The 19448-nt window shown below is 51.7% G+C and carries 16 protein-coding genes; 8 read left to right on the top strand and 8 right to left on the bottom strand.

The genetic code is table 11. The annotated features are described in order from the left end of the window. The first annotated feature begins 19 nt into the window (after positions 1-19). A complete protein-coding gene (gene dbpA, locus KQJ18_RS00365; protein WP_085048137.1) occupies positions 20-1393 on the top strand; it encodes an ATP-dependent RNA helicase DbpA in 1374 nt (457 codons plus the stop codon). A 48-nt stretch (positions 1394-1441) separates the two neighbouring features. On the opposite strand, the gene ttcA is transcribed toward dbpA, so the two are convergent. The 5 genes from ttcA to nifJ form a co-directional block, all read right to left on the bottom strand. Then, positions 1442-2377, bottom strand: coding sequence for a tRNA 2-thiocytidine(32) synthetase TtcA (ttcA, locus tag KQJ18_RS00360; protein WP_038640822.1), 936 nt, complete (start codon positions 2375-2377; stop codon positions 1442-1444). 196 nt (positions 2378-2573) lie between these two features. Continuing rightward, positions 2574-3008 (bottom strand): universal stress protein UspF, encoded by a 435-nt coding sequence (gene uspF / locus KQJ18_RS00355; RefSeq protein WP_085048138.1) that lies wholly within the window; start codon positions 3006-3008, stop codon positions 2574-2576. Positions 3009-3089: 81 nt separating this feature from the next. Beyond that, complete coding sequence (locus tag KQJ18_RS00350; RefSeq protein WP_069324961.1) at positions 3090-3302, bottom strand: KTSC domain-containing protein; 213 nt, start codon at positions 3300-3302, stop codon at positions 3090-3092. A 146-nt stretch (positions 3303-3448) separates the two neighbouring features. Next, a complete protein-coding gene (ompC, locus tag KQJ18_RS00345; protein WP_110497982.1) occupies positions 3449-4603 on the bottom strand; it encodes a porin OmpC in 1155 nt (384 codons plus the stop codon). A gap of 366 nt (positions 4604-4969) precedes the next feature. Beyond that, a complete protein-coding gene (gene nifJ, locus KQJ18_RS00340) occupies positions 4970-8494 on the bottom strand; it encodes a pyruvate:ferredoxin (flavodoxin) oxidoreductase (protein ID WP_216421206.1) in 3525 nt (1174 codons plus the stop codon). 274 nt (positions 8495-8768) lie between these two features. Here nifJ and KQJ18_RS00335 point away from each other — a divergent pair, with 274 nt between their 5' ends. Continuing rightward, positions 8769-9035, top strand: coding sequence for a DUF333 domain-containing protein (locus KQJ18_RS00335; RefSeq protein ID WP_003833199.1), 267 nt, complete (start codon positions 8769-8771; stop codon positions 9033-9035). A gap of 13 nt (positions 9036-9048) precedes the next feature. Here the strand turns inward: KQJ18_RS00335 and hslJ are convergent, their stop codons facing one another. After that, positions 9049-9468 carry a heat shock protein HslJ gene (gene hslJ, locus KQJ18_RS00330; protein WP_137351439.1) on the bottom strand — a complete coding sequence of 140 codons (420 nt, stop codon included), beginning with the start codon at positions 9466-9468 and terminating at the stop codon, positions 9049-9051. 112 nt (positions 9469-9580) lie between these two features. Further along, a complete protein-coding gene (locus KQJ18_RS00325; protein ID WP_038640813.1) occupies positions 9581-10570 on the bottom strand; it encodes a 2-hydroxyacid dehydrogenase in 990 nt (329 codons plus the stop codon). A 246-nt stretch (positions 10571-10816) separates the two neighbouring features. On the opposite strand from KQJ18_RS00325, the gene KQJ18_RS00320 reads away from it, so the two are divergent. The 5 genes from KQJ18_RS00320 to KQJ18_RS00300 all read left to right on the top strand — a co-directional run bounded on the left by KQJ18_RS00320 (position 10817) and on the right by KQJ18_RS00300 (position 14688). Then, on the top strand, positions 10817-11029 hold the full coding sequence (locus KQJ18_RS00320) for a hypothetical protein (protein WP_074458538.1): 213 nt from the start codon (positions 10817-10819) through the stop codon (positions 11027-11029). Positions 11030-11194: 165 nt separating this feature from the next. After that, positions 11195-13834 carry a YdbH family protein gene (locus KQJ18_RS00315; protein WP_216421204.1) on the top strand — a complete coding sequence of 880 codons (2640 nt, stop codon included), beginning with the start codon at positions 11195-11197 and terminating at the stop codon, positions 13832-13834. Next, a complete protein-coding gene (locus KQJ18_RS00310) occupies positions 13831-14022 on the top strand; it encodes a YnbE family lipoprotein (RefSeq protein WP_038640810.1) in 192 nt (63 codons plus the stop codon). The genes KQJ18_RS00315 and KQJ18_RS00310 overlap by 4 nt, the downstream gene beginning before the upstream one ends. A 7-nt stretch (positions 14023-14029) precedes the next feature. Then, positions 14030-14356, top strand: coding sequence for a YdbL family protein (locus tag KQJ18_RS00305; RefSeq protein WP_038640808.1), 327 nt, complete (start codon positions 14030-14032; stop codon positions 14354-14356). 140 nt (positions 14357-14496) lie between these two features. Next, positions 14497-14688: a hypothetical protein gene (locus KQJ18_RS00300; RefSeq protein WP_042308220.1), complete on the top strand. Its 192-nt coding sequence runs from the start codon at positions 14497-14499 to the stop codon at positions 14686-14688. Between the two features lie 42 nt (positions 14689-14730). On the opposite strand, the gene azoR is transcribed toward KQJ18_RS00300, so the two are convergent. Then, the gene (gene azoR, locus KQJ18_RS00295; protein WP_006684422.1) at positions 14731-15336 is read right to left on the bottom strand and encodes an FMN-dependent NADH-azoreductase; all 606 of its coding nucleotides are present in this window, start codon (positions 15334-15336) and stop codon (positions 14731-14733) included. Positions 15337-15537: 201 nt separating this feature from the next. On the opposite strand from azoR, the gene hrpA reads away from it, so the two are divergent. Beyond that, positions 15538-19440, top strand: coding sequence for an ATP-dependent RNA helicase HrpA (gene hrpA / locus KQJ18_RS00290; protein ID WP_216421202.1), 3903 nt, complete (start codon positions 15538-15540; stop codon positions 19438-19440). Positions 19441-19448: the final 8 nt, after the last annotated feature.

Below are 19448 nucleotides of genomic sequence, written 5' to 3'. Positions count from 1 at the left end.
TTTACCGCGAGATTAAATTGTGACCGCTTTTTCAACCCTGAATGTTTTACCTGCCGCCCAACTCGAGAACCTCAACGAGCTGGGTTACCTTGAAATGACGCCTGTTCAGGCTGCTGCGTTACCGGCAATCCTGGCGGGGAGGGATGTTCGCGTGCAGGCTAAAACCGGCAGTGGCAAAACGGCTGCTTTTGGTCTGGGGTTGTTGCAGCATATTGATGCCGCGCTGTTTCAGACGCAGTCTCTCGTGTTGTGCCCAACGCGTGAACTTGCCGACCAGGTGGCAGGGGAACTGCGTCGTTTAGCGCGCTTTCTGCCAAATACTAAGATCTTAACCCTGTGCGGCGGCCAGCCCTTTGGCGCACAGCGTGACTCCCTGCAACATGCGCCACATATTATTGTCGCCACGCCGGGGCGTTTACTTGACCACCTGCAAAAAGGCACCGTTTCTCTGGATGCCCTGAATACGCTGGTGATGGATGAAGCCGACCGTATGTTGGATATGGGTTTTAGCGACGCGATTGATGAGGTGATCCGCTTTGCGCCTGCATCACGTCAGACCTTGCTTTTTTCTGCGACCTGGCCGGAGGCGATTGCCGCCATCAGCGGCCGGGTACAGAAAGATCCGCTAACGATCGAAATTGATACGGTTGATGCGCTGCCAGCTATTGAACAGCAGTTTTTTGAAACGTCCAGCCACGGCAAAATTCCGTTGCTGCAAAAATTGCTCAGCCAGCACCAGCCTGCATCCTGTGTGGTTTTTTGTAATACCAAAAAAGATTGTCAGGCCGTATGCGATGCACTGAATGCGGCGGGGCAAAGCGCACTCTCATTGCATGGCGATCTTGAACAGCGCGATCGCGATCAGACGCTGGTACGTTTTGCCAACGGTAGCGCACGTGTACTGGTCGCTACCGATGTGGCCGCGCGTGGCCTGGATATCAAGTCGCTGGAACTGGTGGTTAATTTCGAACTGGCGTGGGATCCGGAAGTTCATGTCCATCGTATTGGCCGTACCGCTCGCGCTGGCAACAGCGGTCTGGCGATTAGTTTCTGCGCGCCGGAAGAAGCGCAACGTGCCAATATCCTGGCTGAAATGCTGCAGCTAAAACTGAACTGGTTGCCAGCGCCGGGCAATGGTTCAATTCTGCCGCTGGATGCTGAGATGGCTACGTTATGCATTGATGGCGGTAAAAAGGCTAAAATGCGTCCCGGCGATGTTCTGGGCGCTCTGACCGGTGATATTGGTCTGGCTGGCGCTGATATCGGCAAAATCGCCGTCCATCCGGCGCATGTTTACGTCGCTGTTCGCCAGACTGTGGCGCATAAGGCATGGAAACAATTGCAAAACGGTAAGATTAAAGGCAAGACCTGCCGCGTTCGTTTATTGAAATAAATGCGCGTCGGAGCGCCTGATGGCGCTCCGCTTATCTGGCATGATAAGTTACTTCACTTCCACCACGTTCAGGCGCAGCGCATCCAGTTGGGTATCATCCTCTTCTGGCTGCCAGCCCGCGGGTTGCAGCGGGATCTCTTCGCGGTCAAACGCTAAATCACCACCGTCCACCACCTCTGAACCGTGTTTGATGCCTTTAAAATCGAACAGATTGATATCACTCAAATGAGAAGGCACAACGTTCTGCATTGCGCTGAACATGGTTTCAATGCGGCCTGGATAGCGTTTGTCCCAGTCGCGCAGCATATCAGCGATGACCTGACGTTGCAGATTAGGCTGGGAGCCGCACAGGTTACACGGAATAATCGGGAAACCTTTCGCTTCGGAGAAACGCTCAATATCTTTCTCACGGCAGTAGGCCAGTGGACGGATCACGATGTGCTTACCGTCATCGCTCATCAGCTTCGGCGGCATACCTTTCATTTTCCCGCCATAGAACATGTTTAAAAACAGCGTTTGCAGGATGTCATCACGATGGTGGCCGAGCGCAATCTTGGTGGCGCCTAACTCGGTTGCCGTGCGGTACAGAATGCCGCGACGCAGGCGAGAGCAGAGCGAGCAGGTCGTTTTGCCTTCAGGAATTTTATCTTTGACGATCCCGTAGGTGTTTTCTTCGACGATTTTATACTCAACACCCAACTGTTGCAGATACTCCGGCAGAATATGCTCGGGGAAGCCGGGTTGTTTCTGATCGAGGTTAACCGCAACTAAGGAAAAACTGATCGGGGCGCTTTGCTGCAAATTACGCAGGATCTCCAGCATGGTATAGCTGTCTTTCCCTCCGGAAAGGCACACCATAATGCGATCGCCGTCTTCGATCATATTGAAGTCGGCAATCGCTTCGCCCACGTTGCGACGCAGACGTTTTTGCAATTTGTTCAGGTTGTATTGTTCTTTCTTACTAATATCTTGATTTTGCGACATTTAATAGAGGCTCAATTCATAGTGTGGCATCAGAAGAGTATGCATCACGCCGGATAGTCCGGCAAAAGAAGTCTGATATAAAAACCGTGGCGTGTATGGTACGGATAAGCGGGAAAAATGTCAGCACATTTAGGACAGGAATCGGGGGTATGAAGGGGAAAACAAAAAGCCCGCCACGATGTGCGGGCCAAACAGCTTAGCGGACAACCAGAACTGAACACTCAGCATGACGCACCACGGCCGCGGCGTTAGAACCCAGCAGGTAAGTGGTGATGTCAGGTCGGTGAGAAGCGATAACGACCATATCAGCCGGTAATTTTTTAGCCATCTCCAGAATTTTATCTTTCGGCGCACCTTCCGCGACATGAACGTGCACTCTGTCCGTTGGGATATTGAACTTCTTGATAATCTCTTCCAGTTGAGATTTCGCTTCGGCTTTCAGATCGTCCATGGCCGGCAACTCTGCCGAGTAGGCCAGTCCCAGGGAAGCGTAATAGGGCAGTGACGGAATAACGGTCAAAAAATGGACCTGCGCATCGTCAATTTTTGCTTCTGCTTCAACATGGGCAATAACGCGTTGAGTTAATTCTGAGTCTGAAATATCGATGGGTACAAGAATCGTTCTGTTCATAAAACCTCCTGTTTAAGTATCCATCTAAAGCTTACCGCGTAATGGCACTTTATGTACAATGACAAAGATCACATTTTGGCATCACTTTATTTTGATTTCAGGGAATTTTCCTTTTATTACCCCATCATAAAATCGACCTTTAGAGACTACGCTCAGGAAATCACGAAAAATACGGGCAGGCACATGCTGGTATTGCAGCGTAGACAATTGATGAAAGCGAATTTCAAGCGTGCAGGAGGATTCGTCATAACCGACGGATGCAATACGGGATGATTTTACAGGGTGATGATTCATTGCAGGTATCCTCTACTACAGGTTTTTATGCAATATATCATCTATCAGGGATGTGTTTTGAAGCAACAGATATAATGTTTTGATCTGGATAAAACAGAATTGCGATAACAGAAAGAAAACCCGCCGTTGCCGGCGGGCTGACAAAATTAGAACTGGTAAACCATACCCAGAGCTACAGTGTCATCGGTAGAGATGTCATTGCGAGTGTAGAAGCTGTCGTCTTCGTCCAGCAGGTTGATTTTGTAATCAACGTAGGTGGAGAAGTTTTTGTTGAAGAAGTAAGTCGCACCTACAGAAGCATATTTAACCAGATCTTTATCGCCAGTAGTTCCTGCAGGGCTTGCAGCATTACCAGGCATATTCAGATCTTTACCCTTAGACATCAGGAAAGACACTTCCGGACGCAGACCAAAATCGAACTGGTATTGCGCAGTAACTTCGAAGTTCTGAGTTTTGTTGGCAATAGTATTATCACTACCGTCAGAGCCGCCATACGGAGTCATATTACGGGTTTCGGAGTACATGGTTGCCAGATAGATGTTATTCGCATCGTATTTCAGGCCAGCAGTCCACGCATCAGCTTTATCGCCACCAGCGGTAGAATGGTTCACCTGCTCGTTGGTACGGTCAGAAGAGGTATAGGCAGCACCGAAGCTTACGCCCATGCCCAGATCGTAGGTAGAGGAGATACCGAAGCCGTCACCGTTGGAGTTCTTAATATTACGGTCGCCACCGTTATTGGTGCCTTCCTGCTCGTTGGTAACCTGATTTTCGTTAGCACCCTGGTACTGCAGTGCAACGTTCAGACCGTCAACCAGACCAAAGAAGTCGGTGTTACGGTAGGTCGCTACGCCGTTAGCACGACCGGTCATGAAGTTATCCGCTTTGGTGTAGGAGTCACCACCGAATTCTGGCAGCATATCGGTCCAGGCTTCCACATCGTACAGTACGCCGTAGTTACGACCGTAGTCGAATGAGCCGTAGTCACCAACTTTAATACCCGCGAACGCCAGACGAGTCCAGGAGTTACCTTTATCGTTTTCGGTAGTGTTAGCCTGAACCTGATATTCCCACTGGCCATAGCCGGTGATCATATCGTTAACCTGGGTTTCGCCTTTGAAGCCCATACGCATATAAGTCTGATCGCCATCGCTGTTCGCGTCGTCAGAGAAGTAATGCAGGCCGTCTACTTTGCCATAGAGATCTAATTTGTTGCCGTCTTTATTATAAACTTCAGCAGCGTGAGCCGCGCCTGCAGCCAGCAGGGCAGGAATTACGAGAGCCAGTACTTTTCTGTTCATTGAAATAATCCTTTAGTTTTTTTATTAACCTGTGACTACCCATGTAGGGAGTAAAAGCATGCTAAAGGAGAAGTTCCGTAAACAGATAAATATGAATTGTTACGTCTTAAGTAAAACCTTAAATAAATAATTCTACAGAAACAGTGATAATTATTATGAATGTATGGATTTAATATATATAAAATAAAAATTATACAAGTGAATTTTGTTGAGCTATTCTGCGCGTGTTATATGCCTTTATTGTCACGTTTTATTTTTTCGTTGTCGTATTGATAGCCAATATTAATTAGCCAGCGAATAAATTGACAAGCCCGAACAACTGTTCGGGCTTTTTTTTCGTTCCACTTTAATAGTGATCTAAACGTATTACTCGGTTCCGCTCTTTTCCGCTTTACCTGCCAGTTGCGCCAGGAAATCGTAGCGTTTTTGCAGATCGGCTGTTGCGTCTTTCCACAGCTGTTCAGCGACTTCAGGCTGTTGGGCATTTAAGCGGCGGAAGCGTTGCTCGTTAAGTAAAGTTTCAGCCAAAGCATCTGACGGCGGGCGAGAATCCAGCGCCAGCGGCAGTTTACCTTCGTCTGCACGACGCGGATCAAAGCGATACAGCGGCCAGAATCCGGTTGCCGTGAGCTGACGCATCTGATCGTGGCTCAACGCGAGATCATAACCATGCTCTTCACAAGGGCTATACGCGATAATCAGCGACGGCCCCGGATAGGATTCCGCTTCCTGGATAGCTTTCACCGTCTGGTTCAACTGGGCACCCAGGGAAATCTGCGCGACATAAACATGCCCGTACATCATCATACTGACGCCAAGATCTTTACGAGCCTTACGTTTGCCGTGCTCCCCAAATTTAGTGACGGCCCCAAGAGGCGTGGCTTTTGACGCTTGTCCGCCCGTGTTGGAGTAACACTGGGTATCCAGCACCAGAATATTGACGTTCTCGGTCAGGCTAAGAACGTGATCCAACCCGCCGAAGCCAATATCGTAGGCCCAGCCATCGCCGCCAATCAGCCAGATAGATTTCTCGACTAACGCATCAGCATCGGTTAACAACTGCTGTGCGCCTTCGACATCTTTCAGATGCTCGCGCAGGGCCGCGACTTGCTCACGACGGACCTCCGGCGTGGCTTCTGCGTGCAAAGCGTCATTGAGTTCAGCCGGGATGTTATCGGCAAACTGCTCCAGCAGACGCATAACGCGCGCCCGGTGTTGATCCACCGTCAGACGGAAGCCCAGACCAAACTCGGCGTTATCTTCAAACAGCGAGTTTGCCCATGCTGGCCCACGCCCATTGGCATCGGTGGTGTATGGCGTTGAGGGCAGGTTACCGCCATAAATTGATGAACACCCGGTGGCATTCGCAATCAACATGCGGTCACCGTACAACTGCGTAAGCAGTTTGATATACGGCGTTTCACCACAGCCTGAGCAGGCGCCGGAATATTCAAATAGCGGTGTAATCAACTGCGAGGTGCGAATATCAATACGTTCCAGTTTGGTGCGATCAATCTCCGGCAGCTCGAGGAAGAAGTCATAGTTAACTTTTTCTTCTTCGACATGCTCAAGGCGCGACATCATATTGATGGCTTTGATCTCAGGATTTTGGCGATCTTTCGCCGGGCACACTTCGACGCACAGATTACAACCGGTGCAATCTTCAGGCGCAACCTGCAGGACATATTTCTGGCCGCGCATATCGCGTGATTTCACATCCAGAGAATGCAGGCTGGCAGGGGCGTTTTCCATCGCTTCTGGGGAAACCACCTTGGCGCGGATAGCCGAGTGCGGGCAGGCGGCAACGCAGTGGTTACATTGCGTACACAGCTCTTCTTTCCAGATTGGGATCTCTTCGGCGATATTGCGTTTTTCCCAACGCGTAGTCCCCATTGGCCAGGTACCGTCCGGCGGCAGCGCGGAAACGGGCAGCGCATCGCCCAGACCGGCAAGCATTGCTGCGGTGACGGTTTTCACGAAATCTGGTGCGGCATCAGAAACCACCGGTGGGCGGTTGGCGCTATGCGGATCAACAGGCTGCAGGGCCACTTCGGCGACGGATTCACGCGCCAGAGCCAGCGCCTGCCAGTTACGTTCGACCAGATCCTGGCCTTTACTGCTGTAGCTTTTCGCAATCGCCCCCTGCAACTCTGCCAGCGCGCTGTCGCCTGGTAAAATTTGCGTCAGGTGGAAGAACGCCATTTGCATCACGGTGTTTATACGCGCCGCCAGACCACACTCACGGGCGATTTTAGCCGCATTAATCACGTAGAAACGGGCTTTCTTCTGATTCAGCACCGCCTGAACTTCCTGCGGCAGACGCGCCCAGACTTCATCCACACTGTATGGGGTATTAAGCAGGAATATACCGCCAGGTTTCAGGCGTTCGGCCATCTGGTACTTATCGATAAATTGCAACTGGTGGCAGCCGACAAAATCGGCTTGTGAAACCAGATACGCTGAACGAATGGGGTGCTCACTGACGCGCAGGTGGGAGACGGTCAGGCCGCCTGCTTTTTTCGAGTCATACACGAAATAACCCTGCGCATACCATGGCGTAGAGTTACCGATAATCTTGATATTGTTTTTGGTGGCCGACACGCTGCCATCGCTACCCAGGCCGTAAAACAGCGCTTCGAGCTTAGCGGTGCCGGGCAGGGTGTTTTCCGGCAACGACAATGACAGATTGGTGACATCATCATAGATACCGACCGTGAAGCGTGGTTTAGGTTTCGTGCTATTCAACTCATTAAAGACCGCCATGACGCAGTCGGGGCCAAACTCTTTGGACGAAAGACCATAGCGTCCGCCAATCACACGCGGTAAGGTTTCTCGTTCGCCACAGTTAAAAGCTTCCGCCAGCGCGGTCATGACATCCAGATATAATGGTTCTGCCTGCGCGCCGGGTTCTTTGGTGCGATCCAGAACGGCGATGCTGCGCGCGCTTTCCGGCAGCGCGCGCAGTAAATGTTTGGCGGAGAAGGGGCGGAACAGACGGACTTTCAGCACACCCACTTTCTCGCCGTGCGCCATCAGCTCTTCGACAACTTCTTCACTGGTGCCAATCGCCGAGCCCATTAAAATAATGACGCGTTCTGCCTGCGGATGACCGTAATATTCAAATGGCTGGTACTGGCGGCCCGTGGCTACGGCGAAGTCGTTCATCGCCTGTTCTACGTGATCGTAAACCGCGTTGTACCATGGGTTTGTCGCTTCGCGTGACTGGAAGTAGGTGTCCGGATTCGCTGATGTACCGCGGATAACCGGATGCTCTGGATTTAGTGCCCGAGCGCGGTGAGCATCGATCTCCGCCTGAGGCATCAGCCCGAGGATGGTGTTATCAGCCAGCGGCACAATTTTATTGATTTCATGTGATGTACGGAATCCATCAAAGAAATGAATAAACGGAACCCGGCTTTTCAGGGTGGCCATTTGCGAAATTAGCGCAAAATCCTGCGCTTCCTGAACGCTACTGGCGCACAGCATCGCGCATCCGGTTTGGCGTACAGCCATCACGTCGGAATGATCGCCAAAGATCGATAACGCGTGCGTGGCAATAGTTCGCGCTGCAACGTGCAGTACAAACGGGGTCAACTGACCGGCCAGTTTGTACAGCGTTGGGATCATCAACAGCAAACCCTGTGATGAGGTAAACGACGTAGAGAGCGCACCGGTCTGCAACGCGCCGTGAACGGTCGCAATCGCACCGCCTTCCGACTGCATTTCTACGACGCGAGGGATATCTCCCCACACGTTTTTAAGCCCATTTCCGGCCCAGGCATCGGCCTGTTCCGCCATCGTCGAACTGGGCGTAATCGGGTAGATGGCGATAACCTCGCTGGTACGAAATGCGACCGAAGCAACCGCACCATTACCGTCAATTGTGATCATACTGACACCCTTACATTGCGCAAAAAGAGGGACTCGCGAAAGCGTTGCGAGTCCTGTAATTATCCTTCTATTTTAGCAAAAGCCATTCAGGCGCATTTTCGCTTTTGTGTCCCTGGAATAAAGAGAATGTATGGTTTGATCAAAGGAGCAGCCAAAAAATTGCCAGAAAATGTAAACAGCGCGCATAAATGCGTGGTTTGCCTCTCGACGGCGGTGTCTCTGCTGCCTATTATTTATGGCTGTGTCGTTTGGTTAATCTTCAGAGGGGAGTAAGATGCGCGCAGCGTTTTGGGTAGGGTGTGCCGCGTTATTATTATCGGCGTGTAGCAGTGAACCTGTTCAGCAGGCAACGGCAGCACATGTCGCACCGGGCATGAAGGCAGCAATGTCCAGTTCTGGAGAAGCTAATTGCGCCATGATTGGTGGTTCGCTCTCCGTTGCCCGTCAGCTGGATGGCTCAGCCATCGGGATGTGCGCGCTACCCAACGGCAAACGCTGTAGTGAGCAGTCGCTTGCCGCCGGAAGCTGTGGGAGCTATTGAGCCTGCGCGTTAATTACATTAAATCCGCAAGTTTATACGTCAGCGTTTGTTCTGCTGTCGCCAGTGTCAACTGGTCAGCAGTCAAATCTACCTGTGCGCCTTGCTTAAACATTTCGCTGACGATACCGTCGAGCGCGTTAAGCTGTGGATCGGCGCACATCATGCGGGTCATCGCCATATCTTTCACCTTCAACTCGCCGTCGGACAACTTGCCCTGACCGTGGAATTGATTACACATCTTTCCCGATACCGTCATGTTTTCGCCAAAACTCAATTCGGGTGGGTTGTTAGCGACGGTAACGGTTTTACCATTCACGCTCTGCAAAACGAAACGGTGATGCTGTAACTGGTCGCGATTGACGGAAATGTTTCCACTGCTCACACAGCCAGCCATCAGCGTGCTGAGGGCAATCAACGTGACAACTTTCTTCATTAACATTCTCTAATTTCATGACCGGAATACATTCAATATGATAATGATACTGACTGTTTTATCATCGGCAATTGTCTGAAAATGCCCCCCTTAAATCAGGGGAGCACAGGGATTAAAAGAGGGCGTTTGGACAGGTTTCGCCTTTGGAGATTTGTTCCAGATTTTGCAGTGTCGTTTCAGAAATGCTGGTCAACGCTTCGGCGGTCAGAAACGCCTGATGCCCGGTAAACAGCACGTTATGGCAGGCTGACAGGCGACGGAACACATCATCCTGAATCACATCATTGGATTTATCTTCAAAGAACAGATCGCGTTCGTTTTCATACACATCCATACCCAGAGAACCAATTTTCTGGTTTTTCAGGGCATCGATAGCCGCCTGTGAATCGATCAGCGCTCCGCGACTGGTGTTAATAATCATCACGCCGTTTTTCATTTGCTCAAAGGCTTCCTGATTGAGCAGATGATAATTTTCCGGCGTTAACGGGCAGTGCAGGGAGATAACGTCGGACTCAGCAAACAGCGTTTTAAGATCGACATATTCCACGCCTAATTCCAGAGCAGCGGCGCTTGGGTAGGGATCGAACGCCAGCAGGCGCATACCAAAACCTTTCAGGATCCGCAGCGCAGCAATACCGATTTTACCGGTACCAATCACCCCGGCCGTTTTGCCATACATGGTAAAGCCGGTCAGCCCTTCAAGAGAGAAGTTGGCATCACGGGTACGTTGATACGCGCGATGAATACGGCGGTTCAGGGTCATCATCATGCCAATCGCATGCTCAGCGACGGCTTCAGGCGAATAGGCAGGGACGCGTACCACCTGCAGACCCAGCTCTTTTGCCGCGTCGAGATCGACGTTATTGAACCCGGCGCAGCGCAGGGCGATATATTTCACACCCAGCTTTTTCAGTTCTTCCAGAACCGGTCGGCTGCCATCGTCGTTGACGAAGATGCATACAGCTTCGCAACCATGGGCTGTTTTAGCTGTTTTCTCCGTCAACAGAAAGTCAAAAAATTCAAGTTCAAAACCAAAAGCCTCGTTAACCTGCTGCAGATACTTTTTGTCGTACTGTTTTGTACTATAGATGGCGAGTTTCATAAGACTTTCTCCAGTGATTTTGACGTCACATTAATCCAATTAAAATTATTTTACAAAATCTAAAAAGTTATTGATAGTCATAGAAGTAATGAATGTTTAAAGCGTATCTTTTGTTAGTGTGGGCAGGTTACGCGATTTCAACAACTGGATATTTTCCATTCGCTGAGCAGGTAGTGTGGGCAAAAAGCCAGGTGATTCACATCCAGACAGCTACGCTTATACAGGTAGCAGATATCGGGAGGAGTTATGCTAACTCACTCTGAAGCAAAACGATGGGCCACCTTAATGCTTAAGGCGGCTTTATGCGATGGAATGAAACCTGAAGAAATTTCCCGCCAGGTGCATTTAGTCTGTGATCATCATGGCAAGGAGTGTCTTGAAGAACTTATAGAAGAAATACTGATAGAGGCTGGTCGGATAGGACCTAAACATAGCGATGGACAACTGAACCATCATTGAGTCCGAATCCACGCGCTACTGTGTTGGAATCATTCCTGACGGCACGTGTAACAGCGTGCCACATAGCGCTGTTATCTGTCCTTAATGTGGGAATATGCAGTTAAACATGCCACAATACAGGCCTAAACCGGCTTAAATTTTGCTAATTCAGGATATTAACTACCCATGAAGGGTAAATATAAAGCCGTTCTGGCACTCCTCTTATTATTGATTCTCGTGCCGCTGACGCTGGTGATGACGCTTGGCCTGTGGGTCCCGACCCTGGTGGGCGTCTGGTTACCTGTGGGGACACGTATCGCGCTGGATGAGAGTCCACGGCTGACACGGCATGGGCTGCATATCCCGGAACTCCGCTATCTGGTCGATGATTGCCCGCTGGCGCGCATTACTCAGGCGGACCTGTCCCATCCCAGCCGCTGGTTGCTCAATGTCGGGACAATTGAGCTGGATTCCGCTTGCCTGGCCAAATTACCGCAGACAGAAGCGTCTCCGGTAGCACCCAAAACGCTGGCTGAATGGCAATCGATGCTGCCCAATACCTGGATTAACATCGACAAACTTATTCTCTCTCCCTGGCAGGAATGGCAGGGGAAACTGTCGCTTTCGCTAACGCCCTCTACTCAGCAACTGCGCTACCAGGGGGAAAAGGTTAAATTCCAGGGGCGGCTGCACGGGCAAAATCTCACGGTAAATGAGCTGGATGTCGCTGCATTTGAAGGGCAACCGCCGGTAAAACTGGTCGGTGAATTTACCATGCCGCTGGTTCCTGATGGGTTACCGGTGAGCGGTCATGCCGTTGCGACGCTGAACTTGCCGCAGGAGCCTACGCTTGTGGACGCCGAACTGGAGTGGCAAGAAAACAGCGGACAACTGATCGTCATGGCGCGCGATAGTGCCGATCCGCTGCTCGATCTTCCGTGGGAAATAACCCGTCAACAACTGACTATCAGCGACGGTCGCTGGAACTGGCCTTATCAGGGATTCCCGTTAAGCGGACGGCTGGGCATGAAAGTTGAAAACTGGCAGGCCGGGCTGGAAAACGCGGTGGTGAGCGGGCGTCTGAACATTCTGACGCAAGGCGATGCCGGTAAAGGAAACGCTGTTTTAACGCTGGGGCCGGGTAAGCTGGGTATCGATAACAACGAGATGCCGTTACAGCTAATCGGCGAAGCGAAACAGGGCGATCTGATCTTCTACGCGAAATTACCCGCCAAACTCACCGGTAGCCTGAACGATCCGCAACTGGCGTTTGAGCCAGGGGCGCTGTTGCGTTCGCGGGGGCGGGTAATTGATTCGCTGGATATTGACGAGATTCGTTGGCCGCTGGCGGGCGTAAAGGTAACACAACGCGGTGTGGATGGTCGTCTACAGGCTATTTTGCGTGCGCATGAAAACCAGATGGGTGGCTTTGAACTGCACCTGGATGGTCTGGCAAATAATTTTCTTCCTGATGCTGGTCGTTGGCAATGGCGCTACTGGGGCGAAGGCAGCTTTACGCCGATGCATGCCCGCTGGGACGTGGCGGGTAAGGGAGAGTGGCATGACAACACGCTGAAGCTCTTTGATCTCTCCACCGGATTTGACCACTTGCAATACGGCACCATGACGGTGGAAAACCCACGCCTGGTAATGGACGAACCGATCGTATGGGTACGGGACGCGACCAAACCGACGTTTAGCGGCGCACTGTCACTGGACGCAGGAAAAACCGTCTTCACCGGCGGAAGCGTCTTACCTCCCTCAACGCTAAAGTTCAGCGTGGAAGGCAGCGACCCGACGATTTTCCAGTTCAAGGGCCAGCTTCACGCGGGTGCGATTGGCCCCGTACAGCTAAATGGCCGTTGGGACGGGATCCGTCTGCGCGGACAGGCCTGGTGGCCAAAACAATCACTCACCGTGTTCCAGCCGCTGCTCCCGCCTGACTGGAAAATGAAACTGCGTGAAGGTGATCTCTATGCGCAGGTCGCATTCTCGGCCGCGCCGGAACAGGGCTTTGAAGCGGGCGGTCATGGGGTATTAAAAGGCGGTAGCGCCTGGATGCCTGATAACCAAATTAATGGCGTCGATTTTATCTTACCGTTTCGGTTTAGCGAAGGCGCATGGCAGTTGGGTACGCGTGGGCCTGTTTCACTGCGTATTGCGGAAATCGTGAATCAGGTGACGGCGAAAAATATTACTGCCGATCTACAGGGAGCGTACCCCTGGAGTGAAGGCAATCCGTTATTGCTGAGCGATGTCAGCGCCGAACTGCTGGGAGGCAAAGTCATCATGCGGCAACTGCGGATGCCACAGCACGACCCGGCCTTATTACGGGTGCAGAATATCTCCTCCAGCGAGCTTATTAGCGCGGTTAACCCCAAGCAGTTCGCTATGTCGGGTCCGGTCAGCGGCGCGTTGCCATTATGGTTGGATAACGAAAAGTGGATCATCAAAGACGGCTGGTTAACCAACCCAGGTCCGATGACGCTGCGTATTGATAAAGACACGGCGGATGCCGTCGTTAAAGATAATATGGCGGCTGGCGCGGCAATTAACTGGCTGCGCTATATGGAAATAACCCATTCCTGGACGAAAATAAACCTGGATAACCTGGGTGTCTTAACGATGCAGGCAACCGTTACTGGCAATAGCCGGGTAGATGGCAAAGTGGGGACGGTTAATTTGAATTACACCCACGAAGAAAACGTCTTTACGCTATGGCGCAGTTTGCGTTTTGGCGACAATTTACAGGCATGGCTTGAGCAAAATGCAACGCTGCCGGAAACCCATTGCCTGGAAGGCAAGGAATGTGAGGAACAACAATGAAAACGATAGCCGCCATGCTGGGGTTGCTGGCTTCATCTCTGGTGGTAGGTTGTACCCCGAGAATCGAAGTGGCTGCGCCAAAAGAGCCGATCACGATTAATATGAACGTCAAAATCGAACATGAGATTCATATCAAAGTTGATAAAGACGTCGAGAGCTTATTGAAATCGCGCAGCGATCTGTTCTGAGGTAATGATGAAAAAACAGCTTGCAGCGATCCTGGTGGCGCTGAGTTTTATCACCAGCAATGCATGGGCGTTGACCCTGAATGAAGCCAGAACTCAGGGGCGAGTGGGGGAAACACTCAATGGTTATCTGGTGGCATTACAAACCGATGCTGAAACGCAGGCGCTGGTGAGTGAGATTAATAAGGCGCGAAGCGCCAGTTATCAGCAACTGGCTGAGAGCAATAATATTCCGCCAGAGGAAGTGGCAAAAATGGCCGGACAAAAGTTAGTCGCTCGCGCTAAACCGGGGGAGTACGTGCAAGGTATTAATGGTAAGTGGTTGAGGAAAGAATAATCATTTCTGAACGCCACTGGGGGAATGGTATTACAAGTGGAGGATCCTTCCGGATTATTCATCGACATCGCAATAGTTGCCACACGGCATCAAACGGATGTTGATATAGTTCAACACCGGTCGCGTCGTGGAGTGAAATCATGTGGCTTCTCAAATGGTATGTCTGGAATCGTTGGGTATTCAAGCTATTAAGCCGGGATGTCGCGGAGCCGGAACAATTTTTACTTCATTGCTGGGAAGAAAATCTGGCGAAGTGCAGGGAGTATGCCACCATCTGGCGTGATATTAATCGCATTCACGGCAAGCAGGTACATGTGCGGGCAAAGAAGTAAGTACCGAGAATCCCTCCCACCGGATGGTGAGAGGGTGAATTATCAGGCAGCAACCACGCTGTCGATAGCGGCTTTCGCATCGGACTGGGCTTTAGATGCCACTTCCGGGCCGTAAGCGATACCTTCAGCAAAGACCACGTTCACGTCGGTGATACCGATAAAGCCCAGGAACACGTTCAGATACGGTGTGATCAGGTCAGTCGGCGTATCTTTATGAATACCACCACGGCTGGTCAGCACCACTGCGCGTTTACCGGTCACCAGACCTTCCGGACCTTTCTCGGTGTAGCGGAAGGTCACGCCGGCACGGGCAATCAGGTCAAAGTAGTTTTTCAACTGCGTCGGAATGTTAAAGTTATACATTGGCGCGGCGATAACAATCACATCATGCGCTTTCAGTTCAGCGATCAATTCGTCAGACAGCGCCAGCGCTTCTTGCTGACGCGGCGTCAGTGGCGCATCGCTTGGGCGCAGCGCACCCACCAGTTCGCCATCCAGTACCGGAACCGGGTTTGCAGCGAGGTCGCGGACGGTGATTTCATCAGCAGAGTGCTTTTCACGCCACTGTTCAACAAAATAATCAGACAACTGACCAGACTGAGAGTACCCTGCCAGAATACTGGATTTAAGAACTAATACTTTGCTCATGGGTGTTTCCTTTTATGTGTTTGAAGGGGTAGTGCCCCGTTGCTTGTTGACACTTTATTCACAATCCTGTCGCAGTGATAGCGCAATATATCGAATCCTATGTTCGAAATTATTGAACAACACATGAAAAGCCCCGATGTGGTACTCTATATCTATCATCTAAAAGAGATTTAACCCGGCAGATCGCTGCCTTTTAACGCTATGACAGAACAACCAAAATTAACCTTCAACATGTTGCAGCAACAGCTGGACTCGCTGATGCTGCGTGACAGACAGCGTTTTACCCGCCGTTTGCACGGCGTGAAGAAGGTTAAAAATCCTGATGCACAACAGGCCATTTACCAGGAAATGGCAAATGAGATCGACCAGGCAGCCGGTAAAGTTGTGCTGCGTGAAGCGGCGCGTCCGGTCATCAGCTATCCGGAAAACCTGCCTGTCAGCCAGAAAAAACAGGATATTCTGGAAGCCATTCGCGACCATCAGGTGGTGATTGTGGCTGGTGAGACCGGTTCAGGTAAAACCACCCAGTTGCCGAAAATCTGTATGGAGCTAGGGCGCGGGGTGAAAGGGCTGATCGGCCATACTCAGCCGCGTCGTCTGGCGGCGCGTACCGTGGCGAATCGTATTGCGGAAGAGCTGCAAACCGAGCCGGGCGGCTGTATCGGCTATAAGGTCCGTTTTAGCGATCATGTTAGTGACAACACCATGGTTAAGCTGATGACGGACGGTATCCTGCTGGCGGAAATCCAGCAGGATCGGCTGCTAATGCAGTACGACACCATCATCATCGATGAAGCGCATGAACGCAGCCTGAATATTGATTTTCTGCTTGGCTACCTGAAAGAACTCCTGCCGCGTCGTCCGGATCTAAAAATTATCATCACTTCGGCGACCATTGACCCGGAACGCTTTTCTAAGCATTTCAACAATGCGCCGATTATCGAAGTCTCTGGTCGCACCTATCCGGTGGAAGTTCGCTATCGCCCGATTGTTGAAGACGCAGATGACACCGAGCGTGACCAGTTGCAGGCAATTTTTGATGCCGTAGATGAGTTAGGCCGTGAAAGTCAGGGCGACATACTGATCTTCATGAGCGGCGAGCGCGAAATCCGCGATACCGCTGATGCCCTGAATAAGCTGGATTTGCGTCACACCGAAGTGCTGCCACTGTATGCACGTCTCTCCAATAGCGAGCAGAACCGTGTGTTCCATTCGCACAGCGGTCGTCGTATTGTGCTGGCCACCAACGTGGCGGAAACCTCGCTGACCGTACCGGGTATCAAGTATGTCATTGATCCTGGCACCGCGCGTATCAGTCGCTACAGCTATCGCACGAAAGTCCAGCGTTTGCCGATTGAACCGGTGTCGCAGGCCTCTGCCAACCAGCGTAAAGGCCGATGCGGTCGCGTTTCGGAAGGGATCTGTATTCGTCTGTATTCTGAGGACGATTTCCTGTCGCGTCCGGAGTTTACCGATCCGGAGATCCTGCGTACCAACCTGGCGTCCGTTATTTTGCAGATGACCGCGCTGGGGCTGGGGGATATCGCGGCGTTCCCGTTTGTTGAAGCGCCGGATAAACGCAATATTCAGGACGGGGTGCGCCTGCTCGAAGAGCTGGGTGCGATAACCACCGATGAACAGGCAACCGCTTACAAATTAACGCCGTTGGGCCGCCAGCTGTCGCAACTGCCGGTGGATCCGCGTCTGGCGCGTATGGTGCTGGAAGCGCAAAAACATGGCTGTGTGCGTGAGGCGATGATCATCACCTCGGCGCTGTCCATTCAGGATCCGCGCGAGCGTCCAATGGACAAGCAGCAAGCTTCCGACGAGAAGCATCGCCGCTTCCATGACAAAGAGTCTGATTTCCTGGCGTTTGTGAACTTATGGAATTACCTCGGCGAGCAGCAAAAAGCGTTGTCGTCAAACCAGTTCCGCCGTCAGTGTAAAGTCGACTTTCTTAATTATCTGCGCGTACGTGAATGGCAGGATATCTACACACAACTGCGCCAGGTGGTAAAAGAGTTGGGCATTCCGGTCAACAGCGAACCCGCTGAATATCGGGAGATCCACGTCGCATTGTTGACCGGTTTACTGTCCCATATTGGGATGAAAGATGCCGATAAGCAGGAATTTACCGGTGCGCGTAACGCCCGTTTCTCAATCTTCCCGGGTTCCGGTTTGTTCAAAAAACCGCCGAAATGGACGATGGTGGCGGAGCTGGTGGAAACCAGCCGCCTGTGGGGACGTATTGCCGCGCGTATCGATCCCGAGTGGGTGGAGCCCGTTGCGCAGCATCTGATCAAACGTTCATACAGCGAACCGCACTGGGAACGCGCGCAGGGCGCGGTCATGGCGACAGAAAAGGTCACCGTCTACGGCTTACCGATTGTTGCTGCCCGTAAGGTGAACTACAGCCAGATCGATCCGGCGCTGTCACGTGAACTGTTCATTCGTCATGCGCTGGTGGAGGGAGACTGGCAAACGCGCCATGCTTTCTTCCGTGACAACCTGAAGCTGCGGGCGGAGGTGGAAGAGTTAGAACATAAATCGCGCCGTCGCGACATCCTGGTTGATGATGAAACGCTGTTTGAGTTTTACGACCAGCGTATTAGCCATGATGTGATTTCTGCTCGCCACTTTGATAGCTGGTGGAAGAAAGTTTCCCGCGAGACCCCGGACCTGCTCAACTTTGAAAAGAGCATGCTTATCAAAGAGGGCGCGGAAAAAATCAGTAAGCTGGATTATCCGAACTTCTGGCATCAGGGCAATCTCAAACTGCGTTTGAGCTACCAGTTCGAACCGGGAGCCGATGCGGACGGTGTGACCGTGCATATTCCGCTCCCACTGCTCAATCAGATCGAAGAGAGCGGTTTTGAATGGCAGATTCCTGGCCTGCGCCGCGAGCTGGTGATCGCCCTGATTAAGTCGTTGCCGAAACCGGTACGACGTAACTTTGTTCCTGCTCCGAACTATGCTGAGGCATTTTTAGGCCGCGTGACGCCGCTGGAACTGCCGCTGCTGGACGCGCTGGAACGTGAACTGCGACGGATGACCGGCGTTACCGTTGACCGCGATGACTGGCATTGGGATCAGGTACCCGATCACCTAAAAATCACCTTCCGGGTGGTGGATGACAAGAACAAGAAGCTACAGGAAGGGCGTTCGCTACAGGATCTGAAAGACGCCTTGAAGGGTAAGGTTCAGGAAACGCTGTCCGCGGTGGCGGATGACGGTATCGAACAGAGCGGATTGCATATCTGGAGCTTCGGACAGCTTCCGGAAAGTTACGAGCAAAAACGCGGTAACTATAAGGTAAAAGCGTGGCCAGCGCTGGTCGATGAGCGTGACAGCGTCGCCATCAAATTGTTTGATAATCCGCTGGAGCAGCAACAGGCTATGTGGTGCGGCTTACGCCGCCTGTTGCTGTTGAACATTCCTTCACCGATCAAATATTTACACGAGAAGTTGCCTAACAAAGCCAAGCTGGGGCTGTATTTTAACCCGTATGGCAAAGTGTTGGAGTTGATTGACGACTGTATCTCCTGCGGTGTGGATCGGTTGATCGACGCCCATGGTGGTCCCGTGTGGACGGAAGAGGGCTTTGCGGCGTTGCATGAGAAGGTACGGGCTGAACTGAACGATACGGTGGTGGATATCGCGAAGCAGGTCGAACAGATCCTCACCGCGGTGTTTAATATCAATAAGCGTCTGAAAGGGCGTGTGGATATGACCATGGCGTTAGGGCTTTCAGATATCAAAGCGCAAATGAGCGGGCTGGTGTACCGCGGATTTGTCACTGGTAATGGTTTCAAACGCCTGGGCGATACGTTGCGTTATTTGCAGGCTATTGAAAAGCGTCTGGAAAAACTGGCCATCGATCCGCACCGTGACCGTGCACAGATGCTGAAAGTGGATAGTGTGCAGCAGGCCTGGCAGCAATGGTTCAATAAACTACCGCCTGCGCGCCGTGAAGATGACGACGTCAAAGAGATCCGCTGGATGATAGAAGAGCTGCGCGTCAGCTACTTTGCCCAGCAGCTTGGTACGCCGTACCCTATTTCAGATAAACGTATTCTGCAGGCGATGGATCAGATCACGGGATAACGCCGCGC

The organism is Citrobacter sp. S55_ASV_140 (genome assembly GCF_018919505.1).
GTDB classification, from domain to species: Bacteria; Pseudomonadota; Gammaproteobacteria; order Enterobacterales; family Enterobacteriaceae; genus Citrobacter; species Citrobacter werkmanii.
This window is presented reverse-complemented; position numbering and strand designations above follow the sequence as displayed.

Coding starts and splice junctions, on each gene's coding strand:
- ttcA (WP_038640822.1), bottom strand. CDS start 2,377: ATGTCGCAAAATCAAGATATTAGTAAGAAAGAACAATACAACCTGAAC.
- uspF (WP_085048138.1), bottom strand. CDS start 3,008: ATGAACAGAACGATTCTTGTACCCATCGATATTTCAGACTCAGAATTA.
- KQJ18_RS00350 (WP_069324961.1), bottom strand. CDS start 3,302: ATGAATCATCACCCTGTAAAATCATCCCGTATTGCATCCGTCGGTTAT.
- ompC (WP_110497982.1), bottom strand. CDS start 4,603: ATGAACAGAAAAGTACTGGCTCTCGTAATTCCTGCCCTGCTGGCTGCA.
- nifJ (WP_216421206.1), bottom strand. CDS start 8,494: ATGATCACAATTGACGGTAATGGTGCGGTTGCTTCGGTCGCATTTCGT.
- KQJ18_RS00335 (WP_003833199.1), top strand. CDS start 8,769: ATGCGCGCAGCGTTTTGGGTAGGGTGTGCCGCGTTATTATTATCGGCG.
- hslJ (WP_137351439.1), bottom strand. CDS start 9,468: ATGAAGAAAGTTGTCACGTTGATTGCCCTCAGCACGCTGATGGCTGGC.
- KQJ18_RS00325 (WP_038640813.1), bottom strand. CDS start 10,570: ATGAAACTCGCCATCTATAGTACAAAACAGTACGACAAAAAGTATCTG.
- KQJ18_RS00320 (WP_074458538.1), top strand. CDS start 10,817: ATGCTAACTCACTCTGAAGCAAAACGATGGGCCACCTTAATGCTTAAG.
- KQJ18_RS00315 (WP_216421204.1), top strand. CDS start 11,195: ATGAAGGGTAAATATAAAGCCGTTCTGGCACTCCTCTTATTATTGATT.
- KQJ18_RS00310 (WP_038640810.1), top strand. CDS start 13,831: ATGAAAACGATAGCCGCCATGCTGGGGTTGCTGGCTTCATCTCTGGTG.
- KQJ18_RS00305 (WP_038640808.1), top strand. CDS start 14,030: ATGAAAAAACAGCTTGCAGCGATCCTGGTGGCGCTGAGTTTTATCACC.
- KQJ18_RS00300 (WP_042308220.1), top strand. CDS start 14,497: ATGTGGCTTCTCAAATGGTATGTCTGGAATCGTTGGGTATTCAAGCTA.
- azoR (WP_006684422.1), bottom strand. CDS start 15,336: ATGAGCAAAGTATTAGTTCTTAAATCCAGTATTCTGGCAGGGTACTCT.
- hrpA (WP_216421202.1), top strand. CDS start 15,538: ATGACAGAACAACCAAAATTAACCTTCAACATGTTGCAGCAACAGCTG.